Origin of the sequence: Brevundimonas sp. CEF1 (assembly GCF_051353055.1) — a bacterium.
Lineage (GTDB): Bacteria > Pseudomonadota > Alphaproteobacteria > Caulobacterales > Caulobacteraceae > Brevundimonas.
This window is the reverse complement of the sequence record NZ_CP195593.1, coordinates 20,001-42,766: the sequence shown is the minus strand read 5'-3', so window position 1 is coordinate 42,766 and position 22,766 is coordinate 20,001. Positions and strand designations below refer to the sequence as shown.

At 66.6% G+C, this 22,766-nt stretch carries 16 protein-coding genes, 1 tRNA gene and 2 rRNA genes (1 of these 19 only partly in view); 12 read left to right on the top strand and 7 right to left on the bottom strand.

The window, feature by feature from the left end:
* Nucleotides 1-133: 133 nt before the first annotated feature.
* Nucleotides 134-1,252 carry an alanine dehydrogenase gene (ald, locus tag ACR9FL_RS00190; RefSeq protein WP_436356657.1) on the top strand — a complete coding sequence of 373 codons (1,119 nt, stop codon included), beginning with the start codon at nt 134-136 and terminating at the stop codon, nt 1,250-1,252.
* Here ald and ACR9FL_RS00185 read toward each other — a convergent pair.
* Complete coding sequence (locus ACR9FL_RS00185) at nt 1,249-2,007, bottom strand: hypothetical protein (protein ID WP_436356656.1); 759 nt, start codon at nt 2,005-2,007, stop codon at nt 1,249-1,251. The two genes, ald and ACR9FL_RS00185, sit on opposite strands and share 4 nt — an antisense overlap.
* A 96-nt stretch (nt 2,008-2,103) precedes the next feature.
* Here ACR9FL_RS00185 and obgE point away from each other — a divergent pair, with 96 nt between their 5' ends.
* The 6 genes from obgE (at nt 2,104) to ACR9FL_RS00155 (ending at nt 11,325) form a co-directional block, all read left to right on the top strand.
* Nucleotides 2,104-3,162: a GTPase ObgE gene (gene obgE, locus ACR9FL_RS00180; RefSeq protein ID WP_436356655.1), complete on the top strand. Its 1,059-nt coding sequence runs from the start codon at nt 2,104-2,106 to the stop codon at nt 3,160-3,162.
* Between the two features lie 262 nt (nt 3,163-3,424).
* Nucleotides 3,425-6,337, top strand: coding sequence for a DNA polymerase I (gene polA, locus ACR9FL_RS00175; protein WP_436356654.1), 2,913 nt, complete (start codon nt 3,425-3,427; stop codon nt 6,335-6,337).
* 133 nt (nt 6,338-6,470) lie between these two features.
* Nucleotides 6,471-9,191 carry a TonB-dependent receptor plug domain-containing protein gene (locus ACR9FL_RS00170; RefSeq protein WP_436356653.1) on the top strand — a complete coding sequence of 907 codons (2,721 nt, stop codon included), beginning with the start codon at nt 6,471-6,473 and terminating at the stop codon, nt 9,189-9,191.
* Nucleotides 9,192-9,274: 83 nt separating this feature from the next.
* Nucleotides 9,275-9,583 (top strand): GNAT family N-acetyltransferase, encoded by a 309-nt coding sequence (locus ACR9FL_RS00165; RefSeq protein WP_296175622.1) that lies wholly within the window; start codon nt 9,275-9,277, stop codon nt 9,581-9,583.
* Nucleotides 9,584-9,633: 50 nt separating this feature from the next.
* Nucleotides 9,634-10,848 (top strand): NAD(P)/FAD-dependent oxidoreductase, encoded by a 1,215-nt coding sequence (locus ACR9FL_RS00160; RefSeq protein WP_436356652.1) that lies wholly within the window; start codon nt 9,634-9,636, stop codon nt 10,846-10,848.
* Between the two features lie 129 nt (nt 10,849-10,977).
* Nucleotides 10,978-11,325, top strand: a complete 348-nt coding sequence (locus ACR9FL_RS00155) for a zf-TFIIB domain-containing protein (RefSeq protein ID WP_436356651.1) — start codon at nt 10,978-10,980, stop codon at nt 11,323-11,325.
* A 4-nt stretch (nt 11,326-11,329) separates the two neighbouring features.
* Here the strand turns inward: ACR9FL_RS00155 and ACR9FL_RS00150 are convergent, their stop codons facing one another.
* Complete coding sequence (locus tag ACR9FL_RS00150) at nt 11,330-13,042, bottom strand: hypothetical protein (protein ID WP_296175627.1); 1,713 nt, start codon at nt 13,040-13,042, stop codon at nt 11,330-11,332.
* Nucleotides 13,043-13,263: 221 nt separating this feature from the next.
* Here ACR9FL_RS00150 and ACR9FL_RS00145 point away from each other — a divergent pair, with 221 nt between their 5' ends.
* The 5 genes from ACR9FL_RS00145 (at nt 13,264) to ACR9FL_RS00125 (ending at nt 16,778) form a co-directional block, all read left to right on the top strand.
* Entirely contained in the window at nt 13,264-13,968 is a 705-nt protein-coding gene (locus tag ACR9FL_RS00145; RefSeq protein ID WP_105564558.1) for a response regulator transcription factor, read from the top strand.
* The gene (locus ACR9FL_RS00140) at nt 13,937-15,547 is read left to right on the top strand and encodes an ATP-binding protein (RefSeq protein ID WP_296175629.1); all 1,611 of its coding nucleotides are present in this window, start codon (nt 13,937-13,939) and stop codon (nt 15,545-15,547) included. The genes ACR9FL_RS00145 and ACR9FL_RS00140 overlap by 32 nt, the downstream gene beginning before the upstream one ends.
* Nucleotides 15,544-15,975, top strand: coding sequence for an HPr kinase/phosphorylase (locus tag ACR9FL_RS00135; protein WP_296175631.1), 432 nt, complete (start codon nt 15,544-15,546; stop codon nt 15,973-15,975). The genes ACR9FL_RS00140 and ACR9FL_RS00135 overlap by 4 nt, the downstream gene beginning before the upstream one ends.
* Before the next feature lie 108 nt (nt 15,976-16,083).
* The gene (locus ACR9FL_RS00130) at nt 16,084-16,488 is read left to right on the top strand and encodes a PTS sugar transporter subunit IIA (protein WP_105564561.1); all 405 of its coding nucleotides are present in this window, start codon (nt 16,084-16,086) and stop codon (nt 16,486-16,488) included.
* A complete protein-coding gene (locus ACR9FL_RS00125; RefSeq protein WP_296175633.1) occupies nt 16,485-16,778 on the top strand; it encodes an HPr family phosphocarrier protein in 294 nt (97 codons plus the stop codon). Before ACR9FL_RS00130 ends, ACR9FL_RS00125 begins: the two co-directional genes overlap by 4 nt.
* Before the next feature lie 50 nt (nt 16,779-16,828).
* Here the strand turns inward: ACR9FL_RS00125 and ACR9FL_RS00120 are convergent, their stop codons facing one another.
* The 5 genes from ACR9FL_RS00120 to ACR9FL_RS00100 form a co-directional block, all read right to left on the bottom strand.
* Nucleotides 16,829-17,620 (bottom strand): hypothetical protein, encoded by a 792-nt coding sequence (locus tag ACR9FL_RS00120; RefSeq protein WP_296175636.1) that lies wholly within the window; start codon nt 17,618-17,620, stop codon nt 16,829-16,831.
* A 118-nt stretch (nt 17,621-17,738) separates the two neighbouring features.
* Entirely contained in the window at nt 17,739-20,726 is a 2,988-nt protein-coding gene (locus tag ACR9FL_RS00115) for a TonB-dependent receptor plug domain-containing protein (protein WP_296175638.1), read from the bottom strand.
* 444 nt (nt 20,727-21,170) lie between these two features.
* A tRNA-Met gene (locus ACR9FL_RS00110) sits at nt 21,171-21,247 on the bottom strand.
* Nucleotides 21,248-21,319: 72 nt separating this feature from the next.
* Nucleotides 21,320-21,434 (bottom strand): 5S ribosomal RNA (gene rrf / locus ACR9FL_RS00105).
* Nucleotides 21,435-21,514: 80 nt separating this feature from the next.
* Nucleotides 21,515-22,766, bottom strand: a 23S ribosomal RNA gene (locus ACR9FL_RS00100); it runs 1,528 nt beyond the window's last position.

Genomic DNA, 22,766 nt, shown 5'->3' with positions numbered 1-22,766 from the left:
GAGCATTGAGGTGGGCGCCGCGCGATCGGGGCGCAAGTTCGAATTTCAGCGTTACGGCCTAGCCGTTCCCCAAGGTCAGGTTTAGCCTCGGCCTCGCCCCGCGCGACGGGGCGCGAACTCAGGGACGAAACCCATGCGTGTCGGCGTGCCCCGCGAGATCAAGACCAATGAACATCGGGTCGGCCTGACCCCGACCGCCGCGCGCGAATACGTCGCCCACGGCCACGAGGTCCGCATCGAGACCGGCGCCGGCCTGGGCGCCGGCTTCAGCGACGCCGACTACAGGAAGGCGGGCGCGACCATCGTCGCCGACGCCGAGACGGTCTTTGCCGACAGCGAGATGATCGTGAAGGTCAAGGAGCCGCAGCCTGTAGAGTGGGCGCGGCTGCGGCCCGACCACATCCTCTTCACCTACCTGCACCTGGCCCCCGATCTCGAACAGACGAAGGGCCTGCTAGCCTCGAAATGCGCCGCCATCGCCTATGAGACGGTGACCGACAGGAACGGCGGTCTGCCCCTGCTGGCCCCCATGTCCGAGGTGGCGGGGCGCATCGCCGTCTTTTCCGCCGCCGAGACCCTGCTGAAACACAACGGCGGCATGGGCCTGCTGTTCTGCGGCGTGCCGGGCGTGGCGCCGGCGCGGGTCCTGGTGCTGGGCGGCGGGGTCGTGGGGCTGAACGCCGCGCGCATGGCCATGGGCCTGGGCGCCGAGGTGGTGGTGCTGGAACGGTCCATCCCCCGCATGCGCGAGATCGACGAACTGACCGGCGGGCGGGTCATCACCCGCTATTCCTCGATCGGGGCCATCGAGGAGGAACTGGTCAAGGCCGACGTGGTGATCGGCGCCGTCCTGGTCCCCGGCGCCGAGGCCCCGACCCTGGTCCGCCGCGACCAGTTGAAGTCGATGAAGCCGGGCAGCGTCCTGATCGACGTCGCCATCGACCAGGGCGGCTGTTTCGAGACCTCCCGGCCGACCACCCACGAAGACCCGACCTATGTCGTCGACGGCGTGGTCCACTACTGCGTCGCCAACATGCCGGGCGCCGCGCCGCGCACCAGTTCCGAAGCGTTGAACAACGCCACCCTGCCCTTCGGCCTGGCCCTGGCGGACCAGGGACTGGAGGCGCTGAAGAAGGACCCGCATCTGGCGCGCGGCCTCAATGTGCTAAAGGGCGAGATCACCTATCCCGCCGTGGCCGAGGCGCTCGGCCTGCCGTGGAGCGATCCGTTCGGCGTCTGGGCGCGGGGCTAGGCCGTCAGGGCGACCCCGGCGTCGGGCATGGCGCGCATCGCCGCCTGCACTTCGCGGTCCATGCCGGCCACGGCGCGCACCGCCTCGTCGCCTTCAGGCGAGCCCTTGGCCGCACGCTGGGCCATGGCCTTGATCTGCGCGGCCAGGCGCTTGACCTCGTCCATGGTGTCGCGGTCGGCCTGACGTTCGCCGCTGCGGCGAGCCTGCTCGTTGATGCGAGCCTGAGACGCGTCGATGGCCTGCTGATAGGGGTTGGACGCCTTGGCGGCCTCGGCCTCCTCGGCCGGCGCCCCGGCCGGCGCCTCGGGGGACGACGTCTCCGCCGCGACCTCGCCCGACGCCGCTTCCGACGTGGCTTCGGCGCCGCCCGCCTCAAGCGCACCCGTCGCAGGCGCGCCGCTCGCCACGCCCAGACCGGCGGTCGAACCTCCGGCGGCGGCGTAGGCCTTGACCGCCGCGCCCAGTTCCCGCGCCAGAGCCGCCGCCATGCGGGCCGCGCCCTTAGGATCGCCGATCATGGCCATCTGCAGCATCTGCAGGCGCGCCTTGATCTCTTCGATCTTCTTCTTGGCCGTCGCCTTCTTCTCTTCCGAGGCGTTGCTGGTGCGCTGCTTCAAGGTTTCGACCGCCGCGCGGGCGTCGTTCAGTTTCGCGTCGGCCAAGGCCTCCTGGCGTTGCTCGCGCGCCGTCGTCGGCCCCGCCTGGGCGTCAGGCCTGGTCGTCTGGGCGAGAGGAAACAGGGAGCCGATGTTCATGGCCGGACAAGCTCGGCTGTGTCGCCTAACGCGACGTAAACGCCGCCGAACCGCGTGACGCTCGCCCTTTGGCTCGAGTTTTGGCATAAGCCCGCGATGAAGTTCCTCGACCAGGCTAAGATCTACATTCGCTCGGGCGCGGGCGGCGCCGGCGCCGTCTCGTTCCGACGCGAGAAATTCATCCCCAACGGCGGGCCTGACGGCGGCGACGGCGGCAAGGGCGGCGACGTCTGGGTCGAGGCGGTCGAGGGGCTGAACACCCTGATCGACTATCGCTACCAGCAGCATTTCAAGGCCCAGACCGGCCACCACGGCCAGGGCCGCCAGATGCACGGCGGCAAGGGCGACGACGTGGTCCTGCGCGTTCCGGTCGGCACCCAGGTCCTGGACGAGGACAAGGAAACCGTCCTGCTCGACATGGACAAGCCGGGCCAGAAGGTGAAGCTGCTCTCGGGCGGCAACGGCGGCTGGGGCAACACCCGCTTCAAGGGGCCGACCAATCAGGCCCCGACCTTCGCCAATCCCGGCCAGGAGTTCCAGGAACGCTGGGTCTGGCTGCGGCTCAAGCTGATCGCCGACATCGGTCTGGCGGGCCTGCCCAACGCCGGCAAGTCGACCTTCCTGGCGGCGGTTTCGGCAGCCAAGCCCAAGGTGGCGGACTATCCCTTCACCACCCTGACGCCCAACCTGGGCGTGGTGGACCTCAGCCCGTCGGAACGCTTCGTCATCGCCGACATCCCCGGCCTGATCGAAGGCGCCCATGAAGGCGCAGGCCTGGGCACCCGTTTCCTGGGTCACGTCGAGCGTTCGGCCAGCCTGATCCACCTGATCGACGGCACCCAGGACGACGTGGCCGAGGCCTATCGCATCATTCGCGGCGAGCTCGATGCTTATGGGGAAGGCCTGGCCGACAAGGTCGAGCTGCTGGCCCTGAACAAGATCGACGCCCTGTCGCCCGAAGAACGCGCGGAAAAGATCGAGGCCTTGAAGGCCGCCTCGGGCAAGACCCCCTTCCTGGTCTCGGGCGTGTCCGGCGAGGGCGTGACCGAACTGCTGCGCGCCGCCTGGGCCGAGGTTCGCCAGACCCGCGGCGAGATCGCCGTCGAGGGCGACGACGACGCCATCCCCGAAACGCCGGGCGGCTGGCAGCCGTAAGGCGTTCTGATCCTCCCCCGTTTCACGCGGGAGGGGACCGCCGCTTCACCTACCCTCCGTCATCCTCGGACTTGATCCGAGGATCGGGCGCTTCGCACGCTCGACCGACGAAGATCAGGACGCCGCGCGCTGTCCCGGCGTCGCGGAGCCGACAGCTTGATCCTCGGATCAAGTCCGAGGATGACGGCAGTGAAGGCGTTCTCGCGCCAGCGGGCCAATTCACACGGATGACGCGACCGTCGCCGCCCCCTATGTTCGCGCCATGACCGACGCGCCCATCGAATCCGCCGCCCGCCCCCTTAGCCAGGACGGACCGCCGCCCCGGCTGTGGCTGATCGACGCCTCGGCCTATATCTTCCGCGCCTATCACGCCCTGCCGCCCCTGACGCGCAAGTCGGACGGCCTGCCCGTCGGCGCGGTCCAGGGCTACTGCAACATGTTGTGGAAGCTGATCCGCGACATGAAGGGCGAAGACGGCCCGACCCACCTGGTCGCCGTCTTCGACCACTCGGAAAAGACCTTCCGCAACACCCTCTACGATCAGTACAAGGCCCACCGCCCGCCCGCGCCCGAGGATCTGGTGCCGCAATTCCCCCTGGTGCGCGAGGCGACCGCCGCCTTTGGCGTGCACGGCGTCGAACTGCCCGGCTATGAGGCCGACGACCTGATCGCCACCTATGCCTGCAAGGTCCGCGACCTGGGCGGCGAAGCGGTCATCGTCAGCTCCGACAAGGACCTGATGCAGTTGATCGGGAACGGCGTCGTCATGTACGATCCGATGAAGGATCGCCGCCTGGACGAAGAGGCCGTCTTCGAGAAGTTCGGCGTCACCCCCGACAAGGTGGTCGAGGTTCAGGCCCTGATCGGCGACAGCGTCGACAACGTCCCCGGCGCCCCCGGCATCGGGCCGAAGACGGCGGCCCAGCTGATCCACGAATACGGCGACCTCGACACCCTGTTGGCCCGCGCGGGCGAGATCAAGCAGCCCAAGCGGCGCGAGACCCTGATCAACTTCGCCGACCAGATCCGCCTGTCGCGCGAGCTGGTGACCCTGACCTGCGACGCCCCGGCGCCCGAGGCGGTCGACGACTTCCTGATCCGCGATCCCGATCCGGCGGTGCTGGCCGAGTTTCTGGAGCGGATGGAGTTCCGCTCGCTGCTGCGCCGCGTCGGCGACGGCAAGGCGCCCGCCAAGGAAGGCTCGACCTTCGCCCGCCAGCCCTCGGCGCCCGTCGCCACGCCGCGCTACGGCCAGACCGAGGTCGCGACGCCCGACGCCGTCCACGACTTCGACCGCGACAAGTATGAGTGCGTGCAGACGCTGGACGATCTGGACCGCTGGATCGCTCGCGCCCGCGCCGTCGGGGTCATCGGCTTCGACACCGAGACCGACGCCCTGTCGGCCACCCACGCGGGTCTGTGCGGCGTCTCCCTCGCGGTGGGGCCGAACGAGGCCTGCTACATCCCCCTGACCCACGACCATGAGCCCAGCGCCGACGCGGCGAGCGGCGGCTTCGACTTCGGTCTGGAGCCGGCAGGCGGCGAGACGCGCGAGCCGTTGACGCAGATCCACAAGCCGACGGCCCTGGAACGCCTAAAGGTCCTGCTGGAGGACCCGGCGGTGCTGAAGGTCGGCCAGAACATCAAATACGACCTCGCCGTCATGGCCCGGCGCGGCATCCGCGTGTCCCCGATCGAGGACACCATGCTGATCAGCTATGTGCTCGAAGGCGGGCTGCACGGCCACGGCATGGACGAGCTGGCCCGCCTGCACCTCGGCCACGAACCCATCCCGTTCAAGAGCGTGGCCGGCACGGGCAAGAGCCAGAAGAGCTTCAAGCACGTCGAGCTGAAACCGGCGACCTGCTACGCCGCCGAGGACGCGGACGTGACGCTGCGTCTCTACAAGCTGCTGAAGCCGCGTCTGGCGAGCGAGCGCCTGACCACCGTCTATGAGACGCTGGAACGGGGGATGCCCGCCGTCCTGGCCGACATGGAGCTGAACGGGGTGCGGGTCGATCCCGACCGCCTGCGCTCCCTGTCCTCGACCTTCGGCCAGCGCATGGCCGAGCTGGAGGAGCAGGCGCACAAGCTGGCGGGTCGTCCCTTCAACGTCGGCAGCCCGCGCCAGATCGGCGAGATCCTGTTCGGCGAAATGAACCTGCCCGGCGGCAAGAAGACCGCATCCGGCCAATGGGGCACCGAGGCCAGCGTGCTGGAAGACCTGGCGCTGACCCACGACCTGCCGCGCGCCATCCTCGACTGGCGCCAGCTGTCCAAGCTGAAGGGCACCTACACCGACGCCCTGGTGGCGGCCTCTGATCCGGCGACGCACCGGGTCCACACCTCCTATCAACTGGCGGCGGCGACGACGGGGCGTCTGGCCTCAAGCGATCCCAACCTGCAGAACATCCCGATCCGCACCGAAACCGGCCGCCTGATCCGTCAGGCCTTCATCGCCTCCCCGGGCCACGTCCTGATCTCAGCCGACTACAGCCAGATCGAGCTGCGCCTGCTGGCCCATATCGGCGACATTCCCGAACTGAAGCGCGCCTTCAAGGCGGGTCTCGACATTCACGCCGCCACCGCGTCGGAAATGTTCGGCGTGCCGGTCGAGGGCATGCCGTCGGAAACCCGCCGTCGCGCCAAGGCGATCAATTTCGGCATCGTCTATGGCATCTCGGCCTTCGGCCTGGCGGCCCAGCTGGGCATCGATCAGGGCGAGGCCGCAGCCTACATCAAGACCTATTTCGAGCGCTTCCCCGGCATCCGCGCCTACATGGATCAGACCAAGACCTTCGTGAAGGCGCACGGCTTCGTCACCACCGTCTTCGGGCGTCGCATCCACATCCCGGCCATCCATTCCAAGTCGGGGGCCGAGCGTCAGTTCGGCGAACGCGCGGCCATCAACGCCCCCATCCAGGGCGCCGCCGCCGACATCATCCGCCGCGCCATGATCCGCATGCCGGGCGCCCTGCTGGATGCAGGCCTGAAGACCCGCATGCTGCTGCAGGTCCACGACGAACTGATCTTCGAGGCCCCCGAGGCCGAGGCCGAACGCGCCCTGGCCCTGGTGCGCAAGGTCATGGAAGGCGCCGCCGATCCCGCCGTGGCCCTCAGCGTGCCCCTGATCGTCGAGGCCAAGGCCGCCGCCAACTGGGACGAGGCCCACTGATCGGTCGTTGAGCATTTCTCTCTGATCGCCGCAAACTTCTAAAAGAAACGCGCGGCGATCACGGCTGTTCGGGGTAAAAATTTCGCCTAAACCTTGACCGCTTGGAACACCCCTCCAAGAACAAGGTTCAGTTGTGAAAAAGAGTCTGCTGCGACTGTCGGTCGCCGCCATCGCCCTGACGGCGGCCGCCCCCGCCTTCGCCCAAACCCCGCCCGCTCAAACGGAAACGCCCGAGCTCGAAGCCGCCGCGACAGTGGACGAGGTCGTCGTCACCGGCTCGCGCATCCGCCGCGTCGATCTGGAGGGCGTCGCCCCCGTCTCGGTCATCACCGGCGAGGCCATCGACACGCGCGGCTTCCGCAGCGTCTTCGACGCCCTGAGCCAGGCGACCCAGAACACCGGCTCGGTTCAGGGCGAGGACTTCGGCGCCACCTTCACCCCGGCGGCCAATGTCATCTCCCTGCGCGGGCTCGGCCCCAACCACACCCTCGTCCTGCTGAACGGGCGGCGGGTGGCGGAATATCCCTCGGCCTACAACGGCTCGGTCAATGCGGTGAACCTGGCCAACCTGCCCAACGCCGTGGTCGACCGGATCGAGGTCCTGACCGGCGGCGCCGGCGCCATCTACGGCTCGGACGCCATCGCCGGGGTGGTCAACATCAAGCTGAAGCAGAAGACCGACGGCTTCGACGCCTCGCTGCGTTATGGCGGCACCGAACAGGGCGGCGGCGAGAACTGGCGCGCCCAGCTGTCGGGCGGCCGCAGCTGGGACCGTCTGGATGTGGTCGGCAGCCTGGAATACAGCCGGCGCGACGCCATCTTCTGGGGCGACCGCGAGATCAGCGAGTCCTACACTCGCTACGCCGAGCCGGGCGCGGTCCCGCCGGCCATGTTCTCGAACCGCAACCCGATCACCCGCGCCTATTACGACCCGCCCGCCGGCCTGTGCGAGGGCCTGGGGTCGCTGCAGGGCGGCACGATCGAGCGCGTCGTCGCGGCCAGCGGCGGCTCCTATTGCGGCAGCGACGCCTACTACAACACCCGCACGATCCAGACGCAGAAGGAGTCGGGCAACGCCTATCTGGGCCTGACCTATCACCTCAACGACGACACGGAGGTCTTCGGTGAATTCCTCTACGGCAAGACCCAGGTCGACAACGTGGTCCGCTCCTTGAGCTGGAACAAGACCTTCTGGAACGACACGGCCGGGCGGCTGGAGACCTGGAACCGGGTGCTGACGCCCGAGGAGACGGGCGGCGCCTTCGGCGTCGGCAACCGCTATGACGAGGAAAACTGGAACGCGGTCCTCGGCGTGCGCGGCCATATCGGCGACTGGCGCTATGAGGCCGCTTTCAACCGCTCGGAATATGTCAGCGACCAGAGCCGGGTGCGGCTGCTGACCGGGATCGACGCCTTCTTCCTGGGCGCCCAGCAGGGGACGCGCGAGGTGGCCGGCACGACCCAGCCGGTCTATGCGCCGACCGCCAATCGCCTCTACACGCCGCTGACGCCGGGCGAGTTCGGCACGGTGGCCGACCGCTTCACCGACCACAACACCTCCTGGCTGCAGGACTTCACTGTCTCGGTGGACGGCGACCTGTGGCAGCTGCCGGCTGGCCCCTTGCAGGCCGCCGCCGTGGTCGAGATCGGCGAGCAGGGCTACAAGAACCAGCCCGACGCGCGCCTGAACGACGGCGTCGCCTGGAACACCAGCGGCTCCCAGCCCTCGGGCGGCGAGCGCAAGCGTCAGGCGGCGGGTCTGGAGCTGCGCGTCCCGATCCTGGAGCAACTGACCGCCACCGTGGCCGGCCGCTACGACCGCTACGAATACCGCGGCGAATCGGTGGACAGCCCGACCTACAGCCTGGGTCTGCAATACCGGCCGATCCCCAGCCTGATGCTGCGCTCCAGCTATTCGACCAGCTTCCGCGCCCCGGACATGAACTACATCTTCGCCACCGAGACGCGCGGCTACTACCCCGGCGTGACGGACTATTATCAGTGCCGTCTGGACGAGCAGGACTATTCCAGCTGCGACATCCAGTACAACATGGACTTCACGCGCGGCGGCAATGCCGAGTTGCAGCCGGAGAAGGGCAAGTCCTTCACCGCCGGCTTCGTCTGGACGCCCAGCAAGGCCTTCGACATCCAGTTCGACTACTATGATCTGGAGATCAGCCAGCAGGTGACGTCGCTGAGCGAGGACATCATCCTGCGCACCGAGGCCGACTGCCGCATCGGCCGCACGCCCAGCGGCGGGACGGTCGATCCGACCTCGGCCCTCTGCCTGGACTATGTCGGTCGGGTGGCGCGCAATCCGGCCAGCGCGGCGATCAATCCGAACCAGGTCACCCGCATCACGGTCAACCCGATCAATGCGGCCAGCGAGACGACGCGCGGCTTCGACGCCACCGTCAACGCCCGCCACGATTTCGACCGCTACGGCCGACTGAGCGGCAGCCTGACCTACACCAAGGTTCTGGAGCACGAGTATCAGCAGTTCGAGGGCGACCCGACCTTCGACTATCTGCGCGACCTGTCGCGTCAGTCGGACTGGCGCGACCGCATGTCGGGCAGCGTCACCTGGGACGTCGGACCGTGGACCACCACCCTCTATGGCGTGCGCTACGGGACCATTCCGACCAATGACTATGCGTCGGAGCGCGATCCCTACGCCGTGTTCAACGCCAGCCTCCGCTATCGCGTCAACGACAAGGCCTCGGTCTCGGTGATCATGAACAACATCGCCGACCGCTATCCCGAGGACCGCACCGGCGGCTGGCCGAACTATTCGATCGGCTGGTACGACATCTACGGTCGTCAGACCTGGGTCCAACTGGACTACAGCTTCTGAGGCGACAGGAGGGGGCGGCGACGTCCCCTCCCCTTTCGTCGGCCGCCGGGCTAGGCTGACCGGCCATGCCGCAGGAGCCGATCATGAGCCTCGATCCCGAAATCCACGACAACGCCGAAGCCACCCGCTACGAATTGACGGTGGACGGCCAGACCGCCGTGGTCATCTACAACAAGGTGGCGGGCGGCCTGCTGATCACCGAAACCATCGTGCCCATCCCGCTGGAAGGGCGCGGCATCGCCAGCCGCATGGCCAAACACGTCCTGAGCGACCTGAAGGAACGCGGCCTGGTCATCCTGCCGACCTGCCCCTTCTTCGCCGGCTATCTGAAGAAGCATCCCGAGTACGCCGAGGTGGTGCACCCCAGCTATCGCATCGCGCTCGGCCTCTAGAACAGGTCTGCGAGGTCGCTTCATGGGCGCGCGCCTGCTAGGGCCAGCCCATGAAGTCTTCTGATCTCGACGTCCTGATCGTCGGCGCCGGCGCGGCCGGCATGATGTGCGCCATCGAGGCGGGCAAGCGCGGTCGCCGCGTGCGCGTCATCGACCATGCCCGCGCGCCAGGCGAAAAGATCCGCATCTCGGGCGGCGGACGCTGCAACTTCACCAATCTGGGGACCAGCGGCGCCAACTTCCTGAGCGAGAACCCCCGCTTCGCCCTGTCGGCGCTGAAGCGTTTCACCCAGCACGACTTCCTCAAGATGGTCGAGCGCCACGGCATCGCCTGGCACGAGAAGACCCTGGGCCAGCTGTTCTGCGACGACAGCGCCAAGCAGATCATCCGTATGCTGACGGACGAGATGAAGACGGCGGGCGTCACCCTGTCGCTGGGCCTCGGCGTGAAGGCCATCACGCGTGACGGCGACCGCTTCACCGTCGATCTGGATGACGGGACCCGCATCTCGACGGCCTCCCTGGTGGTGGCCACCGGCGGCAAGTCCATCCCCAAGATGGGCGCGACGGGCTGGGGCTATGAGGTCGCCCGTCAGTTCGGTCTGCGGGTGACGGAGACCCGCCCTGCCCTGGTGCCCCTGACCTTCGAGCCCGGCCTGCTGGAACAGCTCAAGCCGCTGGCGGGTGTGGCCGTGGACGCCGTGGTCAAGGCGGTCCCGGCCTCAAGCAGCCCGAAGGGCGATAGGCCCAGCTTCAAGGAAGCCATGCTGTTCACCCACCGGGGCCTGTCCGGGCCGTCGATCCTGCAGATCAGCTCCTACTGGCGCGAGGGCGAGGCCATCACCGTCGACATGGCCCCCGGCGAGGACGTCGCCACACGGATGCTGGCGGCCAAGACCGAGAACGGCAAGCAGGCGGTGCACACCGCGCTTGGCCACGTCATCCCCCGCCGCCTGGCCGAGGTCGTCTGCGCCCGCGAAAACCTGTCGGGCAAGCTGGCCGAGGTCGGGGACAAGAAGCTCCGGGCCATGGCCGAGACGGTCAACGCCTGGACCGTCAAGCCGGTCGGCTCCGAGGGCTATCGCACCGCCGAGGTGACCCTGGGCGGGGTCGACACCGCCGCCCTGGACCAGCAGACGATGGAGGCGAAGTCCGTCCCCGGCCTCTTCTTCATCGGCGAGGTGGCGGACGTGACCGGCTGGCTGGGCGGCTATAATTTCCAGTGGGCCTGGTCGTCGGGCTGGGCGGCGGGACAGACCTGCTGACCCCTGCGGCGTCTGCGCAGGTTGTCGGGCGGGCGCGCCGTCCCTAACTCTATCCTCAGCGGGACGGGCCCCTCTGGCGCGGCGAAAGCGGCGTGATGTCGGACCGCATCATTCGACGATGAGGACCCCATGCCCCTATTGATGTGCCCCAACGACAACGCCGCCATGCAGACGCTGGACCGCAACGGCGTCCAGTTCGACATGTGCCCGACCTGCCGCGGCGTCTGGCTGGATCGCGGCGAGCTGGAAAAACTGATGGCCGTCGCCGCTGAGGAAGGCCGCGCCGCCGCCCCGCAAATCGCGCCCCAGACCGCGCCGCAACCGACCTATCAGCAGCAACCCATGCAGCAACCGTGGGGCGGCCAGCCCCAGGGCTATCGCGAGCCGCCGCGCTACAAGGACGATCGTCACCGCGACGACGACTATCACTACCGCAAAAAGAAGAAGCGGATGGATATCTTCGACATCTTCGACTGAGGGTTCAGGCCGCCAGTCCCACCGCCCTCATCAGGGGACGCAGGGCGCTGACCGCCTCGGGCGCCGCGCCCAGCGCGGTCCGCACCTCCGGCGCCCGCAACAGCCTGACCGCCTCCGCCTTGGCGCGATCCGCGACCGGGCCGCTGGGCCCGACCTCGGCCGCCGCCAGACGCAAGAGGGCCGTCAGCCTTTGCGGCGGCGGCGCAGGGGCGCGCGCGATCTGGGCCGTCAGCTTGGCGTCGGCCTCGACCGCCCCGCCGACGACGCCGAGCGCCGTCACGATGGCGTCCCGGTCGCGCTCCGACAGGGCGGCGTTGCCCACCGCCCGCTGCAAGCCGGCCAGGGCCAACAGTTTCTGTCCCGGCGCCTGACCCGAAGCCCGCATCTCGGTCTCGAACCGCAGCGAGGTGACGCAGGCGTCCAGCCAGCGCGCCGCCGACCGCTTGTTGGCCCCGCCGGTGACGTTTTCACATAGCCGCGCCAGGCGCTCGACCTCGCTCAGCACGTTCGGGCAACCGCGCACATAGGCGGCGACGAAGTCGGCGGTGACCAGGCTCTTGGAGCGCTCGCTGAAGGCCGTCTGCACCTCTTCCAGCGTCAGCAGGCGCCCCGCTGTCGCGGTCAGGGTCATGGCCAGGGCGCGCAGGATGTCGATCTCGCCCTCGGCGTCTCCGGGCCGCAGGCGACGCTGGCTCCGCAGTTCGCGCACCACCATCCGCGCCAGCGAGGCCGCCAGCAGAGGAAACTCGCCCGCCGCCAGCCGCTCCCCCAGACGCACCGGGCCGCCTTCGACCGGCGGGATCAGGACCGCCAGCTTCTCGTCATGGGCGATCAGGGCGGCGATCTCGCGCGGCGCCACCATCCGCACCACGGCCGCCAGGCTGGCGCCCTGATCCAGAGCCGGCCCGACGATCTGGGCCAGGCTGGCGCGTGACCCCAGCAGTTCGCACAGGATCTGCTCGACCGGCACCATGACCAGGGCGCGCGGCGGCCCGTCCGTCGGCGCGCGGTCGCAAAGATCCATCAGCCGATCCAGGCGCGCCCGCGCGCTGGGCAGGCCCTTCAGCGCCCCGGCGACGACCCCGCCCATGATGAAGGCGCGATCCGCCGCCCCGCTCAGTCGATGCGCCACATCGGCGATCGAGCGCTCGTCCAGGCTCGGAAAGAGATGGCGTCGCCCAGCCTGCAACAGGCGCTCGATCGCCTGCTCCGCCAGCCGTTGATAGTGGCGCACCAGGTCGTGGACCGGCTGGCTCGTGCTCTGGCTCTCGGGCACGGCGATCTTCTGAATGGCGTGTTGCAGTTCGACGCCCGAGGCCTCCAGCCGCTCGGCCAGATCCGGGCGGTGCAGCAGTTCGAACGCCGTCGCGCCCTGACGGTTCAGCCAGTCCTCCAGCACCCGCCCCAGCAGATCACGGGCATGGGGGGCGTAGAGGTCCTGAACGCCGCGGCAACTGGGGCCGCGGTTGTCCTCGCGCACCGGCGCCTTGCGCTTCAGCTCGGGCGCGCCGCGCGTCAGGACGACGACGCTGGCGAACTCCATGGTGTCCGGGTCCAGGGTCTCCTTGGTGACGCGCACGGCGCAGGCCTGGCCGTCGCGCAGCAGGTCCTCGGCCGTCTCGATCGCCGTCTTGCGGTCCTCGGTCGCCATCGACAGCGACCAGGACGCCGGCGGCGTCTTGCGAACATAGATTTCGTAGTGAACCGGACCGGCCATGGCGTCTTTCGCGTATTCTGACCGCTATCCTGGCCCTTCAGCCTTTAAGGCGAGGTTTCGCCATTTCCCGGCCAAGGTTGAAAGACAGGCTCTGGCGAACCATCTGCTGTGGCCGTAATGTCACCACGATGGAATAGAACGGTTACGCTTGTCGCGCGTTGAGCAATCGACTCGCGACGGTTGATCGAACGACCGCCGCCGCCCGCACTAAGGAGAAGCCCTTGGCCAACATCACCCTGGTCGACGACGACGAGAACATCGTCGCCTCCGTGTCCCTGGCCCTTGAAAGTCATGGCCACAAGGTCACGGCCTATCACGACGGCGCCTCGGGCCTCGAGGCGCTGGAGACCACGCCCCCGGATCTGGCCATCCTGGACGTGAAGATGCCGCGCATGGACGGCATGGAAGTGCTGCGCCGCCTGCGCCAGACCTCTCAGATTCCGGTCATCATGCTGACGTCCAAGGACGAGGAGATCGACGAGATCCTCGGCTTCAACCTCGGCGCTGACGACTATATCCACAAGCCCTTCAGCCAGCGTCTGCTGATCGAACGGGTCAAGGCCCTGCTGCGCCGCACCGGCGCCGACGGCGGCGAGGTCGAAACGGCCGCCGAAGCCGCCGGCAAGGCCATCAAGCGCGGCAAGCTGTCGATGGACCCGGCCCGCCACGAAAGCACCTGGGAAGGTCGCCCGGTCAAGCTGACCGTCACCGAGTTCCTGCTGCTTCAGGCCCTGGCCCAGCGTCCCGGCTTCGTGAAGAGCCGCGACAGCCTGATGGACGCCGCCTACGACGATCAGGTCTATGTCGACGACCGCACCATCGACAGCCACGTCAAACGGATGCGAAAGAAGTTCCGGGTGGTCGATCCCGAGTTCGACGCGATCGAGACCCTGTATGGCGTCGGTTACCGCTACCGCGAAAGCTGAGACCGAGGACGCCCGACCGAGGCGTCGCTTCCGCTTCGGCGGATCGCGCCTCGGCGGCTTCATTCTCGCGCTCAACCTGCTCAGCCTGCTGATCCTGTTCGGCGGGGCCCTGGCCCTGAACGAATGGCAGCGCGGGTTGATCGAGGCGCGTCAGGAATCCCTGTCGGTCCAGGCCAAGCTTCTGGCCAATGTGCTGGGCGAGCTGGGCATCACGCGGGGCGAGCCCTATCCGATGCTGGACCCCGGCGCGGCCGGCCTGTGGCTGCGCGACAACTTCATTCCCGAGGGCCAGCGGGCGCGCCTCTATGATCAGGACGGCCTGATCGTTTCCGACAGCTATGCCGTCACCGACGCCATTCCGGGCCAGGCCCTGGCGCCCGCCAACCCCGCCGGCACCGCCCTGGCGCCCGAGGAGCTTTCCCCCCGCGAAACCGCTCGGGTCAAGCGCGCCAACGCCGAACTGTCTGCCGAGGTCGAGCGCGCCCTGCAAGGCGCCCCCCAGGCCGACATCCGCCGCAACGAGAACGGCGACCGGGTCGTGTCCGTCTCCCTGCCTGTGCGTCACGTCCAGCAGGTCCTGGGCGTCCTGACTCTCGAAGCCGGCGACGTGGACGAGACCCTGGCCGCCCAGCGCCGCGCCCTGACCCCCTTCGCCCTGGTGGCCCTGGCGGTGAACCTGTTGTCGGCCCTGGTGCTGCACATGTTCGTGGCGCGCCCTGTCATGCGCCTGTCGGCGGCGGCGGACCAGGTGCGCCTGCAGCGCGCCCGCGCCATCTCCCTGCCCGACCTGGAAGACCGCAAGGACGAGATCGGCGACCTGGCCCGCGCCCTGGAATCCATGACCGACACCCTGTCGACGCGGATGGACGCCATCGAACGCTTCGCCGCCGACGTCAGCCACGAGATCAAGAACCCCCTGACCTCGATCCGCTCGGCCCTGGAGACCCTGCCCCTGGTCAAGACCGACGAGCAGAGGGCGCGCCTGACCAATCTGCTGCAGCAGGACGTGCGCCGCCTCGACCGGCTGATCACCGACATCTCCAACGCCTCGCGTCTGGACGCCGAGCTGTCGCGCGACCGCCCGCGCCTGATCGACCTCAACGAACTGTTGGGCGACATCATCGCCGTCTATGAGGGCGGTCAGAAACCGGGCGAGGCCGGCGTCCGCTTCGCCTCGACCGCCGAGGGCGCAAAGGTTCTGGGCCGCGACATCCCCCTGGGCCAGGTCTTCCGCAACCTGATCGACAACGCCCGCTCCTTCAGCCCCGCCGACGGCGAGGTCCGGGTGCGGCTGGAACGCGACGACAGCCGTCCGGACTGGCCCCTGCGCATCCGGGTCGAGGACGACGGCCCCGGCATTCCGCCCGAAAACCTCGAGACCGTGTTCGAGCGCTTCTACACCTCGCGGCCCAAGGGCACGGCCTTCGGCGCGAACTCGGGCCTGGGCCTGTCCATCGTGCGCCAGATCATCGACGCCCACGGCGGCCGCGTTCATGCCGAGAACCGCACCGACGAGACCGGCGCCGTGGTCGGCGCCCGCTTTGAAGTCCTGCTGCCCCTGGCCGGACGCCGCCCATGAGCGCGCCGATGCAACCGATCCACGCCACCGCCGTCGCCTGCCGTACGTCCGCCGGTTGGCGCGGCGTCCTGATCCAGGGACCGTCCGGCGTCGGCAAGAGCGACCTGGCCCTGCGCCTGATCGGCCAGGGCTGGCGACTGATCGCCGACGACTGGACCCACCTGTGGGCCTCGGACGGGGCCCTCTACGCCGCGACGCCCGCCGCGATCGCCGGCCGCATCGAGGTGCGCGGCCTGGGCATCGTCGCCGTTCCGATCCAGCCCCTGGCGCGGATCGTCCTGGCCGTCAGTTGCACGCACGAGGCCGTTGAGCGCCTGCCCGAAGCCGAAACCTGGGCCTGGCAGGACGTGGCGATCGCGCGCCTGCGGCTGGACCCCCGCCCCGCTTCCGCCGGGCAGGTCGTCGCAACCGCGCTCGCGGCTCTTTGAACCGGCGCGCGATTAGCCTATGAAGGCCGGCTTGCAGATCAGTTTGGGCGCCCCAAGGGCGTTCGCTGAGAGCAGAAGCGCGGGGCGTATTGTCTTGGTGAAGCCTTCATGATCGGGCTGGTGATCGTCACCCACGGGGGCCTGGCCTCCGAATTCCTGGCGGCGATGGAGCACGTGGTCGGCCCTCAGCGGGGCGTGGCCGCGATCTGCATCGGCCCCGAAGACGACATGGAGCGGCGCCGCCGCGACATCGTCGATGCGGCCGCCGCCGTGAACGACGGCGACGGGGTCATCCTGCTGACCGACATGTTCGGCGGCACGCCCTCCAACCTGGCCATCTCGGTCATGGAGCAGACCCACGCCGAGGTCATCGCCGGCCTGAACCTGCCCATGCTGATCAAGCTGGCCAGCGTGCGCACCCGCGAGAGCCTCGAGACCTGCGTCGCCCACGCACAGGACGCCGGGCGCAAATACATCTCGGTCGCGTCCTGGGTCCTGGCGGGCGAGAAATGAGCGATACGCCCGTTCACGGACCGATCCAGGTCACCGTCGGCATCTGCAACCAGCGAGGCCTGCACGCCCGCGCCTCGGCCAAGTTCGTCAAGCTGGCCTCCAGCTTCGAGTCCGAGATTCGCGTCACCCGCGACGGCGTCACCGTGGACGCCCGCTCGATCATGGGCCTGCTGATGCTGGGCGCCGGCATCGGCTGCGGCGTGGACATCGAGGCCGAGGGCCCCGACGCCGCCGACGCCATCGAAGCTCTCAGCGACCTGGTCGCCCGCAAGTTCGACGAAGACCAGTAAGCTTCTTCCCGAACCGACGCCTTGCCGACAAAGGCCGGCCAAGCCGTCAGTCAGGCATAGCCCAGCAGCTGCCGCAGCCCCGGCGCATGGAAGTCCACCAGCTGCTTTTGTTGCTCGGGCAGGGCCGCCGGGAACGCGACCCCGGCCGGCAGCTTGAGATTTTCACGCGCCGTGCGGCTCAATTTGCGATCCGAGCCGATACGGACACGCGCCCTCCAATCGGCCGGCATGTCGATGCCGCAGGCGTCCAGCAAGCCGCGAAAATACCGTTCTGACGACGGCGCGTCCAAATCCGCCAGCGCCGCCAGGATGTCCTCATAGCGAACCAGATACGCGCCCGTCCCCAACCATGCCGCGGCGTTGTGGGTATAGACATCGGCCAGCGCCGGCGTCTTTCCATGCAATCCGAAGATCATGAAATTGAGCAACATCTCGGCGTTGAACACGCCCGATTTCAGATGCTCCAGGTTTTCCTGATGGAAGGCGTCCGACACGAAGAAACGCGCGCGAGCCAGCACCCAGTCATAGGGATCGCGCACCAGCAGAACATGACGGGCGGTGCGGATGTTGGCGACGGCCTGATCGCTGAACAGCAGATGAGCGGCGCTGAGCCTGGGCGCGTGGGGATTGAAGGCCTCCAGATGCAGATGCATGTTGGGAATCTGCACGAAGTCCTGATCATAGTGCTGCTCGACCGGCACGAACATCCGAACGATGTTGCGCAGCAGGTGGGTCCCCCCCTTCGGCACGCTATTGAGCAGAACCGGCTGATTGAGGGGCGCCTGCGGAAACTGCGCCACCTGCGCGTCCAGCGTGTCCTTGATCCCTGTAATGATGGCCATGCTTCTCCCCCGCCCAGCTCTTCATTGGTAGCGCAGCGATCGCCGCTTCGCCCAGCCCGAAATTGGAAAGAGGGCGGCGGGAAGCCCGCCGCCCTCTAAGCCAGACCGCTCGATCAGATCAGAACGACTTGCTGACCCGCATGAAGACACGGCGGCCGTAATAGGCCTCGGTGTACTGCGACGCCAGGATCGAGTTCCCCGTGGTCGAGTACTCGCCGATGATCGTCGAAGCCGCCGGCGGCTTTTCGTCAAACAGATTGGCGACCCCGCCGATCAGTTTCCAGTCATCGAACTGATAGCTCAACGAGGCGCTGTGGAAGCCGGTGAACTCGGCGTCCGCCTTCACCTCGACCCGACGACCGTCAATGGTGGTGAAGGGCGAACCATTGCCCTCGATATACTCGCCCAGGCTGGACTGGTTGCCGATCCAGTCGAAGCCCCAGAAGGCCGTCCACGGACCGCGCGAGAAGCTGGCGTTGATATTGCCGACCAGTTCAGGATACCCGACCTCGCCCAGAGGATCGACGGAACTGTCGGCGAACACGGCCGTGAAGTTCTCAAGGGTCCAGGTCGTCTGGCTATCCAGCGTCAGATCGCCCCACGGCGTCTCGGTGACAAAGCGGACAGTGAAGTCCAGACCACGGTTGTTCTGCTCCGAGATGTTGATGAAGCTGTCGCGCACCTGGGTGATGCCCAGGGTCGGGTCCCGGTCGAACTGGTTACAGATCGGATCGGTCGGGAAGTTGTCGGACAGATAGCAGGCCGTCAGGATGCCGCCGGCGCCCAGGTTGGTGACCTGGTTGTTGATGTTGATGTCGAAATAGTCGACCGCCAGGCTGAGCCCCGAGTTGGGGGGCGTAATGATCACGCCCACGACCGTGGCCTTCGAGGTTTCCGGCGTCAGCACGCCCAGACCGCCGCCCGTCACCACCTCAGCCGAGGCGTTGCCGCCGGTGAAGTCGCCGGCCACGCCGCCGCCCGGCCCCGCCGCACTGGTGCAGTTGTCATAGAGCTTCTGCGTGACCGTGCCGTCGGCCAGGCGATTGTCCAGGTTCAGACAGGGATCGATATTCCGCTGCCCCGCAAAGCTGGTCTGATCGGCGAGATAGAGTTCAAACAGCGCGGGCGCTCGGAACGAGGTGCCGTGCGTGGCGCGGAACCTGACCGCATCGTTCACCGCCCAGTTCAGCCCGACCTTATAGGTCGAGGCGTCGCCCGAGGTCTTGGTGTCGGTGTAGCGGCCGGAAAGGGACAGATCGAGGTCCTGAATGAAGGGATAGTCCTTCAACAGGGGCACGGCCAGTTCGACATAGGCTTCGCGCGTGTCCTCCGTCCCCTCGGTGATGCCGGCGCCCGACAGGCCCCAGCTGTTGTCAGCCAGCGTCACTTCGCCGGGCGTGTCATTGATTTCGTCGCGACGGATATGGAAGCCCAGGGCCAGGCCCAAGGGTCCAGCGGGCAGATCAAACAGATTGCCGCCGATCGCGCCTTCCACATAGGTCTGTTCGTACAGGGTGTTGCCCGTTTCCGTATCGAACAGGAAGGCGCGCTCTTCCGCCGTCAGGTCGCCGCGCAGCACGCGGGGATCCGCGAAATTCATGTCGATGCACTGACGGCCGCTGACGGGCAGGTTGGTGCCGACGCAGCTTTCCGTCTTGAAGTTGGTCGACGCCACGGCGTCGTCCAGGATCACATCGGACGTATAGTCGCCGTCTGAACGACTATACTGGGCGAAGATGTCCCATTTCCACGTATTGGAGAACAGGTTCAGGTCACCCCGCAGCCCAGCCACGCCGCGGATATAGTCGACACGCTGCGACTGGTCGAAGTGATCCGTGACGGGCGTCGCACTCAGATAGTAGTCGCCGGTGAAACCGTTGACCGGATCACCGCCATAGCCCATGCCGGTCGACGTATAGGTGTAGTTCCAGAACTGGCGATAGCTGTCAGTCCGGCTTTCGCGGCGGTTCAGCAGGAACTCGCCATAGACCTCCATGCCGCGCCCGATCTCATAGGCGCCGTCGATGAAGGCCGTGTAGCGTTCAACCTCGGGCACGATCGACTCTTCACGCGCGAAGGGGTGGCTGGCGTTGACCACGGCGCGCGATGCGGCGTCATAGTTGACCAGATAGAAGCCGTCCGGCGCGCCGGGATATTGGGCGTCGATCGCGGGATTGGCCGGACGCACCGGGATATGCTGACCCAGGTCGCCGTCATAGTCGTACTGGAAGCGGCCGGCGCGGCCGGTGAAGCCCGGTCCATAGACATAGACCTGCCCCCAGAGGGTGTCGTTGCAAGTCGGCTTGCCCGTGCGCGGGTCAATGCGATCGGCGCGATTGCGCGTGCCCGGCTCGAACACATACTGATTTTTGCAGATCAGGAAATCACGATCACCAGCACGTAGCGCCTCTTGGCGGTAATAGTCGCCAGAGATGTTGATATAGCCGCGATCGAACTTCTTACCAAAGGCGCCCGAGACGTTGTATTGCTCGCCCCCGCCATCCAAGGGCGCCGTGGCGAACACGCCCATCTCGCCGCCGTCTCGACCGCGATTGGTGATCAGGTTGACCACGCCGGCGACCGCATCCGACCCATAGATAGACGAGGCGCCGTCCTTGAGCACGTCGACGCGATCAATCGCCGACTGGGGAATGACGTTGAGATCGAAGGCGGACACGCCTCCTCGCGTGCCGGCCGGGCCGGCGCGACGTCCGTTGAGCAGGACCAGGGTCCGATTGGCGCCCAGCCCTCTCAGGGAAATGGTCGAGGCGCCGGGCCCGCCATCGGTGACAAAGGCGCTGGATATGGTGCTGTTCACCTGGGGCGAACCGGCGGCGACGGTCGACGACTGCAGCATCTGGGCCGTATCGCTCAACCCGCGCGCCTGCGCCCGCTCGCTGGTGATCACCTGGACGGGTGAGGCGCTGGTGAACTCGTTCTTGGGAATGCGCGAGCCGGTGACGATGACTTCCTCGACCTGTGTCGCCCCCTCATCTTGAGTAGCCGGCGTGGTCGTTTGGGACAGAGCGGGAGACGCCGCTAACAGCGCAGCCAGCGCCCCCCCGACAAGAGAAGACGATTCGCGCAGTCGATTTCGCATATTCATCTGAATTACGGCGTCCTTATTCAGTTTGCTGCTTCAGGATTTTCGCTGGGGCCGCACGCAACAAATCGCCACGGCCAATTTCATCAAACTTCGCCAAAAGAGCCAAAAAAGCACCACATAAACCGTAAAGACGCCGCGATTGACCGAACTCCGTTGCATGCTCGCAACAGCTCCCAAGAGATCAGACAGACCGCGCCGACCCATCTGGGCCGCAGAAGCGGACGGTCGCGCCCGGCATCAGCAAGCAAGAGCTTCGCCGGCCCCGATCTTGCGCCGCCCCAGTCTCGGCCTTTGGATCAACCGGTTCCGGCGCCGACGGATCGTTTGCCGTCGGACTGGATGAGCCAGGTCCGTTAGGCGGCTGGAGACGGGATCAGGGGGCGGGCGCGAGGCGTAAGACAGCAGAAAGCCCCGCGAGCTGGGCTTGCGGGGCTTTGAAATGCTTGGGTGCGGGAGCAGGATTTGAACCTGCGACCTTCAGGTTATGAGCCTGACGAGCTACCGGGCTGCTCCATCCCGCGGCAAGGCGGTGTGTGAGGGAAGAAGGGTTCGAAGACAGTCTTTTGGACGGCTTGTTCTTGTGTATCTGGTAGACCCCGCGGCGACCTACTCTCCCGCGCCTTGAGACGAAGTACCATTGGCTCTGGAGGGCTTAACGACCGAGTTCGGAATGGGATCGGGTGTGGAACCTCCGACATAGCCACGGGGTCAACCAGACACACAAGAAGAAGAAGACATCGTCGCGATTGTATTATCGGCAAGTAGAACCGAATGAGTTTTGCTGAGAAACGATCAAGCCGATCGGATTATTAGTACCAGTAAGCTTCACACGTCACCGCGCTTCCACACCTGGCCTATCAACGTGGTAGTCTTCCACGATCCTCAGCGAAGCCTTGTTTTGAGGTTAGTTTCCCGCTTAGATGCTTTCAGCGGTTATCTATTCCATACTTAGCTACCCTGCTGCACGGCTGGCGCCATGACAGGTCCACCAGAGGTATGTCCATCCCGGTCCTCTCGTACTAGGGACAGATCCTCTCAAGCTTCGAACACCCACGGCAGATAGGGACCAAACTGTCTCACGACGTTCTGAACCCAGCTCACGTACCACTTTAAATGGCGAACAGCCATACCCTTGGGACCTGCTCCAGCCCCAGGATGTGATGAGCCGACATCGAGGTGCCAAACTTTGCCGTCGATATGGACTCTTGGGCAAAATCAGCCTGTTATCCCTAGAGTACCTTTTATCCGTTGAGCGATGGCCCTTCCACTCGGGACCACCGGATCACTATGGCCGACTTTCGTCTCTGCTCGACTTGTCAGTCTCGCAGTCAGGCGGGCTTATGCCATTGCACTCGACGACCGATTTCCGACCGGTCTGAGCCCACCATCGCGCGCCTCCGTTACACTTTAGGAGGCGACCGCCCCAGTCAAACTACCCACCACGCCATGTCCCGGGACCGGATAACGGTCCTCGGTTAGACGTCAACGACAGTAAGGGTGGTATTTCAAGGATGGCTCCACCAGAGCTGGCGCCCCGGTTTCATAGCCTCCCACCTATCCTACACATACGGTCGCTAACGCCAAGGCGAAGCTATAGTAAAGGTTCATAGGGTCTTTCCGTCTGACCGCGGGAACCCCGCATCTTCACGGGGAATTCAATTTCACTGAGCCTGTGCTGGAGACAGTGGGGAAGTCGTTACGCCATTCGTGCAGGTCGGAACTTACCCGACAAGGAATTTCGCTACCTTAGGACCGTTATAGTTACGGCCGCCGTTTACCTGGGCTTCAGTTCGGAGCTTTCACTCCTCCCTTTAACCTTCAGGCACCGGGCAGGCGTCAGACCCTATACGTCGCATTGCTGCTTCGCAGAGCCCTGTGTTTTTGCTAAACAGTCGCTACCCCCTGGCTTGTGCCACTCATTCCTGCTTGCGCAAGGTGAGTCACGCTTATTCCGAAGTTACGCGTGCAATTTGCCGAGTTCCTTCAGCACAGTTCTCTCAAGCGCCTTGGTATGCTCTACCTGACCACCTGTGTCGGTTT

Coding starts and splice junctions, on each gene's coding strand:
- ald (WP_436356657.1), top strand. CDS start 134: ATGCGTGTCGGCGTGCCCCGCGAGATCAAGACCAATGAACATCGGGTC.
- ACR9FL_RS00185 (WP_436356656.1), bottom strand. CDS start 2,007: ATGAACATCGGCTCCCTGTTTCCTCTCGCCCAGACGACCAGGCCTGAC.
- obgE (WP_436356655.1), top strand. CDS start 2,104: ATGAAGTTCCTCGACCAGGCTAAGATCTACATTCGCTCGGGCGCGGGC.
- polA (WP_436356654.1), top strand. CDS start 3,425: ATGACCGACGCGCCCATCGAATCCGCCGCCCGCCCCCTTAGCCAGGAC.
- ACR9FL_RS00165 (WP_296175622.1), top strand. CDS start 9,275: ATGAGCCTCGATCCCGAAATCCACGACAACGCCGAAGCCACCCGCTAC.
- ACR9FL_RS00160 (WP_436356652.1), top strand. CDS start 9,634: ATGAAGTCTTCTGATCTCGACGTCCTGATCGTCGGCGCCGGCGCGGCC.
- ACR9FL_RS00155 (WP_436356651.1), top strand. CDS start 10,978: ATGCCCCTATTGATGTGCCCCAACGACAACGCCGCCATGCAGACGCTG.
- ACR9FL_RS00150 (WP_296175627.1), bottom strand. CDS start 13,042: ATGGCCGGTCCGGTTCACTACGAAATCTATGTTCGCAAGACGCCGCCG.
- ACR9FL_RS00140 (WP_296175629.1), top strand. CDS start 13,937: ATGGCGTCGGTTACCGCTACCGCGAAAGCTGAGACCGAGGACGCCCGA.
- ACR9FL_RS00135 (WP_296175631.1), top strand. CDS start 15,544: ATGAGCGCGCCGATGCAACCGATCCACGCCACCGCCGTCGCCTGCCGT.
- ACR9FL_RS00130 (WP_105564561.1), top strand. CDS start 16,084: ATGATCGGGCTGGTGATCGTCACCCACGGGGGCCTGGCCTCCGAATTC.
- ACR9FL_RS00125 (WP_296175633.1), top strand. CDS start 16,485: ATGAGCGATACGCCCGTTCACGGACCGATCCAGGTCACCGTCGGCATC.
- ACR9FL_RS00120 (WP_296175636.1), bottom strand. CDS start 17,620: ATGGCCATCATTACAGGGATCAAGGACACGCTGGACGCGCAGGTGGCG.
- ACR9FL_RS00115 (WP_296175638.1), bottom strand. CDS start 20,726: ATGAATATGCGAAATCGACTGCGCGAATCGTCTTCTCTTGTCGGGGGG.